General features: G+C 30.5%; 17 protein-coding genes. 14 read left to right on the top strand and 3 right to left on the bottom strand.

Annotated elements, in window-relative coordinates:
* Positions 1-18: 18 nt before the first annotated feature.
* Entirely contained in the window at positions 19-1302 is a 1284-nt protein-coding gene (locus AJN56_RS03340) for an adenosylmethionine--8-amino-7-oxononanoate transaminase (RefSeq protein ID WP_002859851.1), read from the top strand.
* Here AJN56_RS03340 and AJN56_RS03335 read toward each other — a convergent pair.
* From AJN56_RS03335 to AJN56_RS03325, 3 genes are read right to left on the bottom strand one after another with little or no spacing between them, the layout of a single operon-like run.
* Positions 1289-1894, bottom strand: coding sequence for a dethiobiotin synthase (locus AJN56_RS03335; protein WP_002816248.1), 606 nt, complete (start codon positions 1892-1894; stop codon positions 1289-1291). The two genes, AJN56_RS03340 and AJN56_RS03335, sit on opposite strands and share 14 nt — an antisense overlap.
* A 9-nt stretch (positions 1895-1903) precedes the next feature.
* Positions 1904-2218, bottom strand: coding sequence for a DMT family transporter (locus AJN56_RS03330; RefSeq protein ID WP_002859852.1), 315 nt, complete (start codon positions 2216-2218; stop codon positions 1904-1906).
* Between the two features lie 3 nt (positions 2219-2221).
* A complete protein-coding gene (locus tag AJN56_RS03325) occupies positions 2222-2560 on the bottom strand; it encodes a DMT family transporter (protein ID WP_002783219.1) in 339 nt (112 codons plus the stop codon).
* Positions 2561-2693: 133 nt separating this feature from the next.
* Between AJN56_RS03325 and AJN56_RS03320 the strand changes: the two genes are divergently transcribed.
* From AJN56_RS03320 to AJN56_RS03260, 13 genes are all read left to right on the top strand, one after another.
* The gene (locus AJN56_RS03320; RefSeq protein WP_002859854.1) at positions 2694-3230 is read left to right on the top strand and encodes a 50S ribosomal protein L25/general stress protein Ctc; all 537 of its coding nucleotides are present in this window, start codon (positions 2694-2696) and stop codon (positions 3228-3230) included.
* Entirely contained in the window at positions 3227-3772 is a 546-nt protein-coding gene (pth, locus tag AJN56_RS03315; RefSeq protein WP_002857525.1) for an aminoacyl-tRNA hydrolase, read from the top strand. Before AJN56_RS03320 ends, pth begins: the two co-directional genes overlap by 4 nt.
* A gap of 1 nt (position 3773) precedes the next feature.
* A complete protein-coding gene (locus AJN56_RS03310; protein WP_070246216.1) occupies positions 3774-4832 on the top strand; it encodes an LptF/LptG family permease in 1059 nt (352 codons plus the stop codon).
* A gap of 43 nt (positions 4833-4875) precedes the next feature.
* Positions 4876-6084: a diaminopimelate decarboxylase gene (gene lysA, locus AJN56_RS03305; protein WP_002868748.1), complete on the top strand. Its 1209-nt coding sequence runs from the start codon at positions 4876-4878 to the stop codon at positions 6082-6084.
* 1 nt (position 6085) lies between these two features.
* Positions 6086-6853, top strand: coding sequence for an HAD-IIA family hydrolase (locus AJN56_RS03300; RefSeq protein WP_002867748.1), 768 nt, complete (start codon positions 6086-6088; stop codon positions 6851-6853).
* Positions 6841-7914 carry a prephenate dehydratase gene (pheA, locus tag AJN56_RS03295; RefSeq protein ID WP_002867749.1) on the top strand — a complete coding sequence of 358 codons (1074 nt, stop codon included), beginning with the start codon at positions 6841-6843 and terminating at the stop codon, positions 7912-7914. The genes AJN56_RS03300 and pheA overlap by 13 nt, the downstream gene beginning before the upstream one ends.
* Positions 7904-8998 carry a histidinol-phosphate transaminase gene (gene hisC / locus AJN56_RS03290; RefSeq protein WP_002868749.1) on the top strand — a complete coding sequence of 365 codons (1095 nt, stop codon included), beginning with the start codon at positions 7904-7906 and terminating at the stop codon, positions 8996-8998. Before pheA ends, hisC begins: the two co-directional genes overlap by 11 nt.
* A gap of 51 nt (positions 8999-9049) precedes the next feature.
* Positions 9050-10732 carry a flagellar basal-body MS-ring/collar protein FliF gene (fliF, locus tag AJN56_RS03285; RefSeq protein WP_002857356.1) on the top strand — a complete coding sequence of 561 codons (1683 nt, stop codon included), beginning with the start codon at positions 9050-9052 and terminating at the stop codon, positions 10730-10732.
* Positions 10732-11760, top strand: coding sequence for a flagellar motor switch protein FliG (fliG, locus tag AJN56_RS03280; RefSeq protein ID WP_002854670.1), 1029 nt, complete (start codon positions 10732-10734; stop codon positions 11758-11760). The genes fliF and fliG overlap by 1 nt, the downstream gene beginning before the upstream one ends.
* A 7-nt stretch (positions 11761-11767) precedes the next feature.
* Positions 11768-12598 (top strand): flagellar assembly protein FliH, encoded by an 831-nt coding sequence (gene fliH / locus AJN56_RS03275; protein ID WP_002858748.1) that lies wholly within the window; start codon positions 11768-11770, stop codon positions 12596-12598.
* Positions 12591-14438, top strand: coding sequence for a 1-deoxy-D-xylulose-5-phosphate synthase (gene dxs, locus AJN56_RS03270; protein ID WP_070246219.1), 1848 nt, complete (start codon positions 12591-12593; stop codon positions 14436-14438). The genes fliH and dxs overlap by 8 nt, the downstream gene beginning before the upstream one ends.
* Before the next feature lie 85 nt (positions 14439-14523).
* Positions 14524-14934, top strand: a complete 411-nt coding sequence (perR, locus tag AJN56_RS03265) for a peroxide-responsive transcriptional repressor PerR (RefSeq protein WP_002854244.1) — start codon at positions 14524-14526, stop codon at positions 14932-14934.
* A gap of 45 nt (positions 14935-14979) precedes the next feature.
* Entirely contained in the window at positions 14980-16176 is a 1197-nt protein-coding gene (locus AJN56_RS03260; RefSeq protein ID WP_002868751.1) for a hypothetical protein, read from the top strand.
* The last annotated feature ends 2 nt before the right edge of the window (positions 16177-16178 follow it).

The following is a 16178-nucleotide window of genomic DNA, read 5'->3' as shown; positions in this document are numbered from 1 at the left end:
TTTAAAAAAGAAGTTATAATGCAAAATGAAATTTTAAAAAAACTCGATTTAGAGCATATTTGGCACCCTTGTACGCAAATGAAAGATCATGAAAATTTGCCACTCATTCCTATAAAAAGAGCTAAAGGAGTGTGGCTTTATGATTTTGATGATAAGGCTTATATGGACTGTGTGAGCTCGTGGTGGGTAAATCTTTTTGGGCATTGTAATGAAAAAATCGCAAATGCCATTAAAAAACAAGTTGATGAGCTAGAGCATGTGATTTTAGCAGGTTTTACACATGAGCCCATCATCAAGCTTTCTGCAAGACTTTGCGAAAAAGTAGGCAGGAATTTTAACAAATGTTTTTACGCAGATAATGGTTCAAGCGCTATTGAAGTCGCACTTAAGATGAGCTTTCATTATCATTTAAATAAGGGAGTGAAAAAAAGTAAATTTTTATCTTTAAGTAATTCTTATCATGGTGAAACCTTAGGAGCCTTAAGTGTAGGAGATGTAGCACTTTATAAAGATACTTATAAGCCTTTACTTTTAGAGTGTTTAAGCACGCCTGTGCCACAAAGTAAAGATTACACTCAAGAGCTTGAAATTTTAAAAGATATTTTAGAAAAAAATGCAAGTGAAATTTGTGCTTTTATACTTGAACCCTTGGTGCAATGTGCAGGAAATATGCATATGTATGAAGCAGGGTTTATTGATGAGGCCATAAAGCTTTGCCATAAATTTGGAGTGCAAGTGATTTTTGATGAAATTGCAGTGGGCTTTGGACGCACAGGAACTTTGTTTGCCTTACATCAATGCAAACAAAGCCCCGATTTTATCTGCCTTTCAAAAGGGATAACGGGTGGATTTATGCCACTTTCTGTAGTGCTTACAAGAGATGAAATTTATAATGCTTTTTATGATACTTATGAAAGCCAAAAGGCTTTTTTACATTCTCATAGCTATACGGGAAATACCTTAGCTTGCGCGGCAGCAAATGCGGTTTTAGATATCTTTGAGGATGAAAATATTTTAGTAAAAAATCAAATTTTAAGCGAGTTTATCAAAAAAGAATTTTCAAGACTTGAAAAATTTGACTTTTTGGGTAATTTTAGAACTTGCGGGATGATCAGTGCTTTTGATATTTTAAGCACCAAGTATAAACGCGTAGGACTTTTTGTATTTCAAAAAGCCTTAGAAAAAGGTTTGCTTTTAAGACCTTTAGCAAATACGATTTATTTTATGCCTCCTTACATCATCACAAAAGAACAAATCGTTTATGTACTAGAGAGTTTAGAGCAGATTTTTAAGGAATTTTAAGTTGTAAAATTTCTTGCATTTGCTCTTTAAAATCTTTATTTAAAATGCTATTTTCATCAAAAAAATCAAGATTGATTATAGGAATTTTTGCATAATTTTTTATAAAATCATCTTGTAAGATATCTTTTTTACCCATCATTACAAGGGCCAAAAGATTGATATTTCTTTGCTTTAAAGCTTCAATGCTAAGCAAGATATGATTAATGCTTCCAAGATAGTATTTTGCTACCAAAATCGTAGGGTGTTTGAAAATATTCACAAAATCAATCATAGTGTAATTTTCATCCATAGGAGAAAAAAGCCCACCCGCAAGCTCAATAAGTAGGTTTTTGCTTTTTGGTAAAATGATATCTAAGGCTTTATAATCAAGCTTTTCTTTGATTTTTCCAAGATGAGGAGAAGCTGGAGTTTGCAAAAAAATACCTTCTTTAAAAATCTTTGTTTTTGGGCTAAATTTTGCAATAAACTCGCTATCTGTTGGAGTTCCTGCTTGAATGAGTTTAAAATAATCATAGTTAAAATTCGCACAAAAAGCTGCGCTAAAATGTGTTTTTCCTACATCAGTATGTATTCCACTTACATAAATTTGCACAAAAAATCCTCAAGAAAGAAATTTTAAACCCGCTGTACAAGTAATAATCACAGCGATTAAAAAAAGTTTCAAAAAACTTTTACTTTCTTTATAAAAAAGCACTCCTATCATTACCCCACCAGCGGTTCCAGCTCCTGTCCATATAGCATAAGCAACGCTCATAGCGATATTTTGCATACTTAAGCTTAAAAAAGTAAAAGAAAATCCAAAACACACTATCAAAGCTAAAAGGTAAAGCTTGTTTTTAGTACTTATAAGTTCTTTCATGATCACCACGCCAAAAATTTCACAGGCAGTAGCTAAAAACAAATAAAACCATTCCATAGTTTAAGCTTCCTTGCTTACCCATTTAAGGGCTATAATACTTAAAAGTAAAATTGCTATAAGCACAAGTTTAATTATAGAAACAGCTTCGTTAAAAATAAACATTTCATTTAAAACCACCCCAATAGTGCCAATGCCTACAAAAACACTATAAGTAATACTTACTTCAAGTCTTTCACAAGCTTTTAAAAAGCAAGTAAAAGAAATACAAACCCCAATGGCTGTTAAAATATACTGCCAAATTTCTGTAGAATATTTAAGTCCACTTACCCAAAAGCATTCTATAATTCCACCTAAGATTATTAAAAACCAAGCTATATTAATATTGAATTTTTCATTCACATGAAGCCTTAAATTAACATAATATTTGTAAAACAAATTATATCTTAAAGAAATTAAAAGAAGCTATAAATTTACTTTTCCATAAGCCAAAATTAGATATAATCAAAGCTCATTTTTTAAGAAAGGACAAAAGATGTTAGAAGGCATCGTTAGAGAGAGTATCGGTAGAAAAGCTGCTAAAGCTTTAAAAAGAGATGGTTATCTAATCGCAAACATCTATGGAAAAGGATTAGAAAACATCAATGCCGCTTTTAAAGTAAATGAGTTTATTAAGGAAGTTCGTAAAAAAACTACTTTAATTTTTGATGTAAAAGTAGGTTCTCAAACTTTAAGCGTTGTAGTTGTAGATTATCAAAAAGATTCTGTAACTGCAGAACTTAAACATGTGGATTTAAAAGTTGCGCAAAAAGGTGTGATTTCTAAATACATGGTTCCAGTTAAAATCACAGGAACAGCTATAGGTCTTAAAAATAAAGGTGTTTTAATCCAATCAAAAAGAAGATTAAAAGTAAAATGTGCAGCTGAAAATTTACCAAATTTCTTCGAACTTGATGTAAGTAAACTTGATGTGGGTGATGCTTTACTTGTTCGTGATATTGTAGTTCCTGCGGGAGTAACTATGATTGATGCTGATAGAGTAGCGGTTGTAGGTGTAGAAAAAGCTAGATGATTTTAGTCGTAGGGCTTGGCAATATAGGCGTAGAGTATGAAAATACCCGTCATAATGTCGGTTTTATGCTAATTGACTTACTTTTAAAAGAAAGCAATTTTACAAATCTTACAAACTCTAAATTTAAAGGAGAGCTTTTTAAAATAGGTTCTTCTTTGCTTCTTCTTAAACCTAGTACTTATATGAATAATTCAGGACTTAGCGTAAAAGCAGTGAATGATTTTTATAAATGCGAAAGAATGATAGTTATCCATGATGATATAGATATAAATTTAGGAGCCTTGCGCTTTAAAAAAGGCGGTTCAAGTGGTGGACATAATGGGCTTAAAAGCATAGATACTTTATGTGGAAATGACTATGAAAGAGTGCGTATAGGAGTGGGAAAGGGTGAAAATGTGATTTCCCATGTTTTAGGTAAATTTAAATCCGAAGAAGAAATAACTTTAAGCAAAGTTTTAGAGCATACAAAAAAAGCTTTGCTTGAGCTTATTGAAAATGATGATTTGTCTGCTATATCATCCAAATACAGCCTAAAGGCTTAAGATGTGGATATTTTTTCGTTTTATTTCAGGGATTTATTTAAAAAATTTTTTTATTATATTTTTTTCTTTACTTGGTTTTTATTGCGGTATTGATTTACTCTTAAATTTTAAAGATCTACCAAAAGCCGCAAATCTTGATTTGCTTTATGTTATGTTTTTATCTTTTTCGGCAGTGCCTTATGTATTACCCATTTCTTTGATTTTTGCTTTGGTAGTTTCTTTGATTTCTATGATCAGAGCAAATGAATTTGTAAGTCTTTATGCGTTAGGACTGAGTAGAAATTATGTTATTTTATTTCCTTTTTTATGGGCTTTATTTTTTTGTTGTATTTATATAGGATTGAATTTTACTTCTTTTGCTTATGCAAATGATTATAAGAGAAATATTTTAAAAAATGGCACTATTATGAATCAAAGTGGAGAAGTGTTTTTGAAATTTAACAATAATTTTGTTTATATTTCAAAGATAAACAATGGACAAAATAGTGCTCAAAATATAAAAATTTTTAATATTAATGATTTAAATTTAAACTCTTTTGTAAGTGCTAAAAATGCCCATTTTGAAGGTGAAAGCTGGATTTTGCGAGATGGTAATATTACATTATTACCTAAAAATTATGAACTTGCTAATGATGGTTTAAAGATACAAGATTTCTCCGAGCTTAAATCACTTGAGGGTTTTAAACCAAAGATTATAGAAGGGGTTGCTAGTAATAGTGATTATTCAATATCTGATGCACTTGAAAGTTTTGAGCTTTTTAAGGCACAAAATGTCAATACAGATACTCTTAAAATCAATCTTTATAAATTTGTTTTTACTCCTTTTTTTGCACCATTTTTAATGCTTATTATGTATTATTTTTTTCCTGTAATAGCAAGATTTTTTAATCTTGCTATTGTAACTTTTGTAACTTTTGTAGTGACTTTGATGATTTGGGGAGTCTTGTTTTTGCTTACTAGATTAAGCGAAAATAGTGTGATTGCAAGTGAAATTGGCATTGTAGTGCCTATTATAATTTTGGGTTGTTTAAGTGCTTATATGTATTATAAGCATCGATAAATTAAGCTTTGTGTAGTAAAATTATAAAAATTAAAGGTTAAATATGGATTATAAACAATTAAAACAAGAATTTAATACCCCTTTTTATATTTACAATTTTGATTTCATAAAAGAGCGTTTTTTAAATCTCAAAGAGGCTTTTAAGGCTAGAAAATCTCAAATTTTTTACGCTGTAAAAGCCAATTCAAATTTAAGTTTGTTGCAAATGCTTGCAAATTTAGATAGTGGATTTGATTGTGTGAGTATAGGCGAGGTAAAGCGTGCCTTAAAAGCAGGAGCAAAAGCTTATAAGATTATTTTTAGTGGAGTAGGAAAAACCAAAGAAGAGTTAAGACAAGCTTTAGAATATGATATTTTATATATTAACCTTGAAAGCGAAGCTGAAATGATGCTTTTAGAAAGTGTGGCTAAAGAACTTAATCTAAAGGCAAGAATCAGTATTCGTGTTAATCCAAATGTTGATGCAAAAACTCATCCTTATATTTCTACAGGATTAAATGAAAATAAATTTGGTGTCGAAATTGATATAGCAAGAAAAATGTATCTTTATGCAAAAAATTCATCTTTTTTAGAGCCTGTTGGAGTGCATTTTCATATAGGTTCGCAACTTTTAGATATTTCTCCCATTCATGAAGCAGCAGGCATCGTTGCAAAACTTGTAAGAGAGTTAAAAGCCTTGCAAATCGATCTTAAATTTTTTGATATAGGCGGTGGTTTGGGTGTGGCTTATGAAAAAGATGAGTGTGAATCTGATCTTTATGATTATGCACAAGGTATATTAGCACAACTTCATGGGCTTGATTTAACTATAGGAATGGAGCCTGGAAGGTATCTAGTTGCTAAAAGTGGAGAATTTGTTTGTTCAGTGCTTTATGAAAAACAAAATAAAACCAAGCGTTTTGTTGTAGTAGATGGAGCGATGAATGATCTTATACGCCCAAGTTTATACGAGGCTTATCATGAAATAATCTTACCTTATAATCAAGCTCAAGAGAGTTTATGTGATGTTGTAGGTGGAATTTGTGAGAGTGGAGACTTTTTTGCTAAAGCAAGGTCTTTACCTAGCACTCAAAGTGGCGATATAATGGTTATTAAAAATACTGGAGCTTATGGTTTTAGTATGAGTAGTAACTACAATACTCGTAATAAAGTTTGCGAATTAGCCCTTGAAGAAGGACAGGTAAGATTGATCCGTCAAAGAGAAAATTTTGAAAATCAAATCGCTTTAGAAGAGAAATTTTTAAAGGCTTAAAATGTTTTTTTTAGATGTTCAAGGGACTTTAATTTCTGATCATGATAAGAGTTTAATCCATGGCGCTAAAGAATTGATCGATTTTTTAAATGCAAAAAATCTTCCTTATGTTATCATTACTAACAATACAAAAAAACTTGATTTTTTAGAAAAATTACAGCAAAAAGGATTGGCTATAAAAGAAAATGCTTATATTGATCCTTTTAGCGTTTTAAAACACCTTTTAAAACCTTGTAAAGTTGCGGCTTTTGGTGCAGATGAGTTTGTAAAAAGTCTTGAAAATCTTGGTTTTGAACTCGATTTTGTAAATCCTAGTGCTGTGCTTGTAGCTAGTTATGATGATTTTAAATTTGTAGATTTTGCTAGTATGATAGAATTGGCTAGAAGAGAAGTTAGATTTATAGCTATGCACGAAACTAGCATTTATAAAAAAGATGGTAGGCCTTATCCTGGTGTAGGTAGCATTATGGCTATGCTTAAAAATGCTATTGATTTTGAATACGAGGTTGTGGGTAAGCCTAGCATTGCTTTTTATAAAGAAGCTTTAAATTTGATAAGAAAACAAAATTCAAAAATCGATTTTGAAGATATTAAAATCATTAGTGATGATTTTAGAGGAGACTTGCTTAAGGCAAAAGAACTTGGCATGAAAACCTTGCTGGTTTTAAGCGGAAAGATAAGCGACACAAAAGGGCTTGATACGGATTTGCTTGATGGAGTTTATCCTAGTGTTTTTGAGTTTTTAAAGGAGCTAAAATGCCAAATTTAGAAGAATTTAGAAATAAAATCGATGCGGTTGATGATAAAATTTTAGAACTTTTAAATGAAAGAATGACTTATGTTAAAAGTATAGGCGAGCTTAAACAAAGTAGTGGGGGAGCTATTTATCGTCCTGAGCGTGAAAGAGCCATTATCAATCGTTTAAAAAATGCAAATTTAGGACTTTTAGATCAAAATGCCATAGAGGCAATTTATCAAGAAATTTTTGCAGTTTCAAGAAATTTAGAAATGCCTCAAACTATAGCTTATTTAGGGCCTGAGGGAACTTATACTCATCAAGCAGCAAGAAGTCGTTTTGGTGCGATGAGTCGTTATATAGCCTTGGCTAATATCGAAGATGTTTTTAAAGAGTTAAGCAACAAAGAAGCAAAATACGGTGTTGTGCCTATAGAAAATAATACCGAAGGTGCAGTAGGTATTACTTTAGATTGTCTAGGTAAGTATAATGAGCTTAAAATTTTTGGTGAAATTTATATGGATATTCATCATTCTTTTGTGGGAATTAATGAAAATTTAAAAGAAATCAAACGCATTTATTCGCATCCGCAAGGTTATAATCAATGTCGTAAATTTTTAGAAAGTCATGAACTTAGCGCTATAGAATTTGTTCCTTCAAAATCTACGGCTAATGCGGCTTATTTAGCTTCGCAAGATAAATATGCGGCAGCAATTTGCTCTAAAATAGCGGCTAAGCTTTATAATGTGCCTGTGCTTTTTGATAAAATAGAAGATAATGCAGCCAATAAAACAAGATTTTTAATTTTAAGCGATATTAAAAATCCTAAAATGCCAAATTGTAAAACTTCTATTTTAGCACACACAGCACATAAACCTGGTGGGCTTAGCTTTTTATTAGAGCAGTTTAAAAAAGAAAATATCAATCTTACTAAGCTTGAATCTCGTCCTGTAAAATCAAAAGAATTTTTACACAGTTTTTACATAGATTTTGAAGGGCATATTGATGATGAAAATGTAAAAAAAGCTTTAAAAGATATACAAGAGATTGTTTGGCTTGGATCTTATTTATCAGGAGAAAAAGATGAAATTTAATGAATTTTTAAATCATTTAAGCAATTATGAACCCGGAAAAGATATAGAAGTTATTGCCAAAGAATATGGCGTTAAAGAAGTGATAAAATTAGCAAGTAATGAAAATCCTTTTGGTACGCCACCAAAAGCCATAGAATGCTTAAGACAAAATGCAAACAAAGCTCATCTTTACCCTGATGATAGTATGATAGAACTTAAAAGCACATTGGCTCAAAAATACAAAGTTCAAAATGAAAATATCATCATCGGTGCAGGTAGTGATCAAGTGATTGAATTTGCTATACATGCTAAGTTAAATTCTAAAAATGCTTTTTTACAAGCTGGAGTTACCTTTGCTATGTATGAAATTTATGCCAAACAATGCGGTGCAAAGTGTTATAAAACTCAAAGCATTACTCATGATTTAAATGAGTTTAAAAAGCTTTATGAAGCACACAAAGATGAAATTAAACTCATTTTCTTATGCTTGCCAAATAATCCTTTAGGCGAGTGTTTGGATGCAAGTGAAGTGACCAAGTTTATTAAAGGTGTGGATGAGGATTGTTTAGTTGTGATTGATGCAGCTTATAATGAATTTGCAAGTTTTAAAGATAGCAAAAAACATTTAGAACCTTGTGAATTGATTAAAGAATTTGACAATGTACTTTATTTGGGAACTTTTTCTAAACTTTATGGATTAGGAGGCTTACGCATTGGTTATGGTATAGCTAATGCTAATATTATTAGTGCATTTTACAAGCTTCGTGCTCCTTTTAATGTGAGCAATCTTGCTTTAAAAGCAGCAGTTGCAGCAATAAATGATGATGAATTTGCTAAAAAAACTTTAGAGAATAATTTTTCTCAAATGGAGCTTTATAAAGAATTTGCTAAAAAATATGATATTAAAATCATTGATAGTTATACAAATTTCATCACTTATTTTTTTGATGAAAAAAATAGTACAGATTTGTCTGAAAAATTGCTTAAAAAGGGTATAATAATAAGAAATTTAAAAAGCTATGGTTTAAATGCTATACGCATTACTATAGGAACATCTTATGAAAATGAAAAATTTTTTACAGAATTTGATAAGATTTTAAGATAGATAAATCAAATAAAAATATGTAAAATTCGCTAAACTAAGGGATGAGAATTAATGGATTTTAAAAATATGCTTCATCAAATTGGGCAACTTTATCAAAATTTAACTCGCAAGCAGCGTATAGTGATTGCTGCATCTATTGTAGTAGTGGTTGGGTTTTTGGTTTTTTTAGCTTTATTTCGTGGAAGTGGTAGTAATGCAAATAATGGATATGCAGTTTTAGTTGAAAATGTAAGCCCAAGTTCTTCTGCTGCAATTGTAGCTAAACTTGAACAAAATAATATTCCCTATAAATTAGAAAGTGAAAATAAAATTTTAGTTCCACAAGATCAGGTTTATCGTCAAAGAATGTTTATTGCAAGCGAAGGTCTTATAAAAGATAGTCGCGTGGGTTTTGAAGCTTTTGATACTCAAGCTTTTGGAGCTACAAATGAAGAGCAAAAAGTAAAATACCAAAGAGCCATAGAAGGTGAACTTGCAAGAACTATTGAGACTTTAGAACCTATTCGTAGTGCTGTTGTACATATAGCATTTCCTAAAGATAGTGTTTTTACTGAAAGGCAAATTCCGCCTACAGCTTCAGTTGTTGTTAATGTTCGCGAAGGCTTAAAGCTTACTAGAAAACAAATTGATGGTATAAAAAATATTGTTTCAGCGGCAGTTCCAAAACTTACTAAAGAAAATGTTAAGATTAGTGATCAAAGTGGCGTGCCTTTAGATGAGCAAGAAGCATATGAAGATGACTTGGTTCGTGCGCAAATTAAATTTAAAAGTGATCAAGAAAAAGCTTTAGAAGATAAGATTATAGAAAATTTAGCTCCTTTTGCAGGTGGTATGGATAAAGTAAAAGTGAGTGTAAATATAGATTTTGATTTTTCCAAGCAAGAATCTCAAAGTGAAATTTATGATCCAAATCCTATAGTGCGTAGTGAGCAAACTTTAAACGAGGAAAGAACAGGTAGAAAAGATCCAGAAATTCAGGGTGTTCCAGGTGCTGTTTCTAATATAGGTCCTGTTGAAGGACTTGACAATAAAGGTCAAATTGACACTTATAAAAAAAATCAAGTTACTACAAACAATGAACTTTCTAAAACTATCACAAATACAAAAAAACAATTTGCAACAGTTTTACGCACTTCAGCAGCTGTCACTATAGATGGAAAATATCAAGATGTGGTTGATGAAAATGGGGATGTGAAAAGCGAATATGTTCCATTGACTAAAGAAGAGCTTGCAAGTGTTGAGAGTATAGTTAAAAATACTATTAATTTTAGCGCTACTAGAGGTGATAGTGTTGTAGTGCAAAATTTACCATTTCATCGTGAGTCGATTAGAGTTGAGAGTAAAGTTAAAACTTTTTACAATCGTTTTGTTGAGCCATTTATTCCACCAGTTAAGTATTTTATTGCAGCGATTTTACTTTTTATTTTTTACAAAAAAGTCATTGCTCCATTTACTCAAAAAATGCTTGAAGATGTCGCAGCGCAAGAAGAAATGCAGCAAGGTCCAAATGCTGTTTTAGATGATGCTGAAGATGCTTTGGAAAAATTTAATGCAGCAAGGAAAAAAGTTGAAGAACAACTTGGTTTTGGGGATAATTTTAATGAAGATTCTATTCAATATGAGGTTTTACTTGAAAAATTGCGTGGTTTAGTAAGTGATAAAGGCGAGGAAATTGCAGCACTTTTACAAAACTTAATTCAAAATGATAGTGAATTTGGCGAAAAGGATATGTGATGATAAAGCTAAGTGAAGAACAAAAAATGGTCTATGATGATTTATCGATGCCTGAGAAGGTAGCGATATTTCTTATACAACTTGGCGAAGATGCAACAACTTCTGTGTTTTCACATATGGAAATTGATGTAATTACAGAAATTTCACGTTATATTGCTATGGCTAAAAATGTTGATAGATCCGTAGCTACTGCAGTTTTAGAAGAATTTTACACTCTGCTTCAATCAAATCAATATATTAAAAGTGGTGGTTTGGAATATGCTAAAGAAATACTTTTTCGTACTTTTGGGCCAGAGATTGCAAATAAAATTCTTGAAAAACTCACTAAAAGTATGGAGAATAATCAAAATTTTGCTTATTTGGCGCAAATTAAACCACAGCAACTTGCAGACTTTATTACCAAAGAGCACCCACAAACCATCGCTCTTATTTTGGCACACATGGATTCTATTCATGCGGCAGAAACTTTAGAGTATTTTAGTGATGAATTAAGGGCTGAGGTGGTTATAAGAATGGCAAATCTTGGCGATATTTCTCCAAGTATTATTAAAAGAGTTTCTGCAGTGCTAGAAAGCAAGCTTGAAAGTCTTACCTCTTATAAGGTTGAAGTGGGCGGCCCAAGAGCAGTAGCAGAAGTGCTTAATCGTTTGGGTCAAAAAGCAAGCAAATCAACCATTACTTATATTGAACAAAGTGATGAACGCTTAGCAGAGACTATTAAAGAGCTTATGTTTACTTTCGATGATATACAAAAACTTAGCACTCAGGCTATAAGAGAAATTTTAAAAGTAGCCGATAAGCGTGATTTAATGATAGGTTTAAAAGGTGCAAGTGAAGAGTTAAAGCAAAAATTCTTAGCCAATATGTCTACGCGTGCAAGCGAAGCTTTTCTTGAAGAAATGGGTTTTTTGGGTGCTGTGCGTGTTAAAGATGTTGAAGATGCACAAAGAAAAGTTGTTGAAGTGGTGCAAAAACTTGCAGAACAAGGTCTTGTTCAAACAGGCGATGCGGATGAAATGATAGAGTAGGTGAGAGATGGTTAATCGTAGCAATGTAATTTCTGGTGGGGCTTCTGATCAGCATGTTGTTGAAGGATATCGTTTTAAAGTTATTTCAGAATTTGATAATCATACAGGTGAAAAAAAACATACTCAAACTCCAGATGAAGAAAATACTAATATATCTTTAAATGACGAAAAACCAGTCGAAGAAAATCAAGTCATTGCCTCTACACAAGCTGTTATGGAAACTCAAATTCCAACATTTCAACCAAGCTTTGTTGAAGATTTACTTAAAAAAACAGATGAAATGTCAAGCAATATTATTAAACTTCAAATGCAAATAGAAAGCCAAGAGAATGAATTTAATAACCGCTTAAATTCAGAACTTGAAAATGCTAAAGAAAAATTTACCAAAGAGGGTTATGAGAAAGCAAAAGAAGAATTTCAAAAGGAATTGAGTGATTTTAAAGATAAGTATTTAAAAAGTATAGCCAAACTTGATAATGCTTGCGAAAATCTTGAAAATTTCATAGAAAAAAATGAGAAAGAATTAGCAGATACTGCTATAGATATCGCTAAAGAAGTAATCTTAAAAGAACTTGAACTAAATTCAAGTAAGATAGCTTATGCTTTGGCTAAAGATTTAATCGGCGAGCTTAAGGGTGCTAGTGCAATTGAGCTTAAGGTTAATGCAGAGGATTATGAGTATTTAAAAGAGCAATTTGATCAGAATGCTCATATTAAAATAAGTCTTGATGATGCAATTAGCAAAGGAAGTGTTGTTATTATAAGTGACGCAGGCAATATAGAATCCAATCTTAACTCTCGTCTAACTAAAATTAAAAAAATGGTGAATAATGAGTAAAAAATTTGCCCATACTCAAGAAGAGTTAGAAAAGCTAAGTTTAAAAGAATTAGAAAATTTAGCAGCATCTATGCGTGAAAAAATCATACAAGTTGTGAGTAAAAATGGTGGGCATTTAAGTTCAAATTTGGGTGCTGTAGAACTTAGTATAGCAATGCATTTGGTTTTTGATGCAAAAAAAGATCCTTTTATTTTTGATGTGTCGCATCAGTCTTATACACACAAGCTTTTAAGCGGAAAAGAAGAAATATTTGATACTTTAAGACAAATCAATGGTTTAAGTGGTTATACAAAACCTAGCGAGGGAGATTATTTTGTAGCAGGGCATTCTAGCACCTCTATTTCTTTGGCAGTAGGTGCTTGTAAGGCCATTGCTTTAAAAGGTGAAAAGCGTATTCCTGTTGCTTTGATTGGAGATGGTGCTTTAAGTGCGGGTATGGCCTATGAGGCTTTAAATGAATTGGGTGATTCTAAATTTCCTTGCGTAATACTTTTAAATGATAATGAAATGAGTATTTCAAAACCAATTGGAGCAATTTCAAAGTATCTTTCTCAGGCTATGGCAACGCAGTTTTATCAAAGTTTTAAAAAGCGTATTGCTAAAATGTTGGATATATTGCCTGATAGTGCTACTTATATGGCCAAGCGTTTTGAAGAGAGTTTTAAACTTATTACTCCTGGGCTTTTGTTTGAAGAATTAGGGCTTGAATATATAGGGCCTATTGATGGACATAATTTAGGTGAAATTATTTCTGCATTAAAACAAGCAAAAGCTATGCAAAAGCCTTGTGTGATACATACTCAAACCATAAAGGGTAAAGGCTATGCTTTAGCCGAAGGAAAACATGCTAAATGGCACGGGGTGGGAGCTTTTGATATAGATAGTGGAGAGAGTGTTAAAAAAAGTGATACTAAAAAATCTGCTACTGAAATTTTTTCTAAGAATTTGCTTAATTTAGCCTCAAAATATGAAAATATTGTTGGGGTTACGGCGGCTATGCCAAGTGGAACAGGTCTTGATAAGCTTATAGAAAAATATCCAAACCGTTTTTGGGATGTGGCTATTGCAGAACAGCATGCAGTAACTTCTATGGCCGCTATGGCAAAAGAAGGATTTAAACCTTTTATTGCAATATATAGCACTTTTTTGCAGCGTGCTTATGATCAAGTGATCCATGATTGTGCGATTATGAATTTAAATGTGGTTTTTGCTATGGATAGGGCAGGGATAGTAGGCGAAGATGGGGAAACGCATCAAGGTGTTTTTGATCTTAGTTTTTTAGCTCCTTTGCCAAATTTCACTCTTTTAGCTCCAAGAGATGAACAAATGATGCAAAATATAATGGAGTATGCTTATTTACATCAAGGACCTATTGCTTTTCGTTATCCTAGAGGGAGTTTTATTTTGGATAAAGAATTTAATCCTTGTGAGATAAAACTTGGTAAGGCGCAATGGCTTGTAAAAAATAGTAGTGAAATTGCTTTTTTAGGTTATGGACAAGGTGTGGCAAAAGCGTGGCAAGTCTTAAGAGCCTTGCAAGAAATGAATAATAATGCTAATTTGATTGATTTAATTTTTGCTAAACCTTTAGATGAAGAGCTTTTGTGTGAGCTTGCTAAAAAAAGTAAAATTTGGTTTATTTTTAGTGAAAATGTTAAAATTGGCGGTATAGAAAGTTTAATTAATAATTTTTTACAAAAATATGATTTGCATGTAAAAGTTGTTAGCTTTGAATATGAAGACAAATTTATTGAACATGGAAAAACAAGTGAGGTGGAAAAAAATCTAGAAAAAGATGTCAATAGTTTGTTGACGAAAGTTTTAAAATTTTATCATTAAATAATAAAAAATATTATTTAATATAAACTTCTTTTAATAAAAATTTTATTATTATTTTTACTTAAAAAAGTAAGGAATAAATAAAATGGAATTACTACAAATGCTTAAAAAACATGAGTTAAAAGCTACTCCGCAAAGACTATGTGTTTTAAAAATTTTAAAAAGACATGAGCATCCTAATATTGATGAATTATATACAGAAATTAAAAAAGAATACCCTTCAATCTCTTTAGCGACGGTTTATAAAAATCTTAATACTTTACAAGAACAAGGTTTAGTTGTTGAAATCAATGTTTTAAATCAAAAAACTTGTTACGATATCTATGAAGAAGAACATATTCATGTTGTTTGCGCCAAATGTGGTGGTATAGAGGATTTAAGTTTTAAAGATGCTAAGCTTTATGAATATCAAGAGCATTTAGAAAAAAAGATAGGCAATCTCGTCAATCATCTGTCTGTTTGTGCTTATGTTGATAGTTGCAAAAAGTGTCATTAAGCAAAATAAGGTTAAAATAACCCATATATTTTAAGGGTTATTTTAATGGTTTATGAAATTCAAAAAAACTTTTTACTATCTGATTGCACTCTTTTAGGGAATTTAAAAAAAGATAATATACCTTTTCGAAATTCTAAATTTGAAACTTTTTATACTCAAATAACTTCAAATCATAGTGTTAAATTTCAAAGTTTTTGCAATGAATTTTATAAAATTACAAAATTTAATAATTCAATTTTAGAACAGAATCAAGAAGAGAAAATTTCTAAAAAAAAATTTGAAAAAGCTCGAAAAAAGATTATAGGAAAGAGTATTAAAAAAGAACGCTTCGAATTTAAATTTTGCTCTTTAAAAAGTTATATTGATATGTATGAAGAGCCTAAAATTTGTATTTTAAAAATATTTTTTCCAACTTTGGATAGTTCCAATGAATTTAAAATTCCTAAAGATTTTAAAATTCAAAAAGAATTACATCATGATTTAAATTCTAAACATATCGTTTTATATGGTTTTGAATATCAAAATTTTGATATAGAGAAATATTTTAAAATTATAGAAAAAAATCAGAATTTTAGCTTGGATTTTCCAAATTATATTAATGCTTATGATGGATTTAGAATTTTTTTATTTTATTTATTTAAAAAATTAAAATTTTATTGGACTTTATCTTTAGAGAGAAAAGATAAGCAAAGTTTATGCGAATTTTTATTTTATTCAAGAAGCTTGTATATAGTTTTATCAAGTATGAATACTATTTTAGATAAAAATTTGAGTAATATTTTGGCTTTAAAGTTTAAAGATATAACGAAAAAAACTCAAGATATTTTAGCAAGTGAAAATTCAAATCAAGATTTATTGCTATTTTTAAGCGATGAAAAAATCCAAGATTTGTTTAATGATTTTGATTTTTTCATAAAGGAAAATTCTTTTTATGAAGGTGATTGCAAAGATAGGTTTTTTAAACAACTTGTTGCGTTAGAACTTAGAAAAAAAATTATTTTATTTAGAAAAAATATACTAAAAAATTTTGATTTAGAGCTTTTTGAAAATAGTTTTTTTGAATTGGCAATATTTTTAGAATATTTTTATCGTTTTTTAGAGATAAAAAATTTAAACAAACTTTATGAAAAATATTGCAAAGATAGGGATAAAAATATTTTTTCGAAAATAATCAATAATAAAAATAAATTTTGCAAATTGCTTAAAAAATCAAGTAAAAATTTGAAAATTTACAAAGGATAAAA

Source organism: Campylobacter sp. BCW_4319 (genome assembly GCF_001764435.1).
Classification (GTDB): Bacteria; Campylobacterota; Campylobacteria; order Campylobacterales; family Campylobacteraceae; genus Campylobacter_D; species Campylobacter_D jejuni.
The sequence above is the reverse complement of the archived record's forward strand: the minus strand, read 5'-3'. Positions and strand labels throughout refer to the sequence as shown.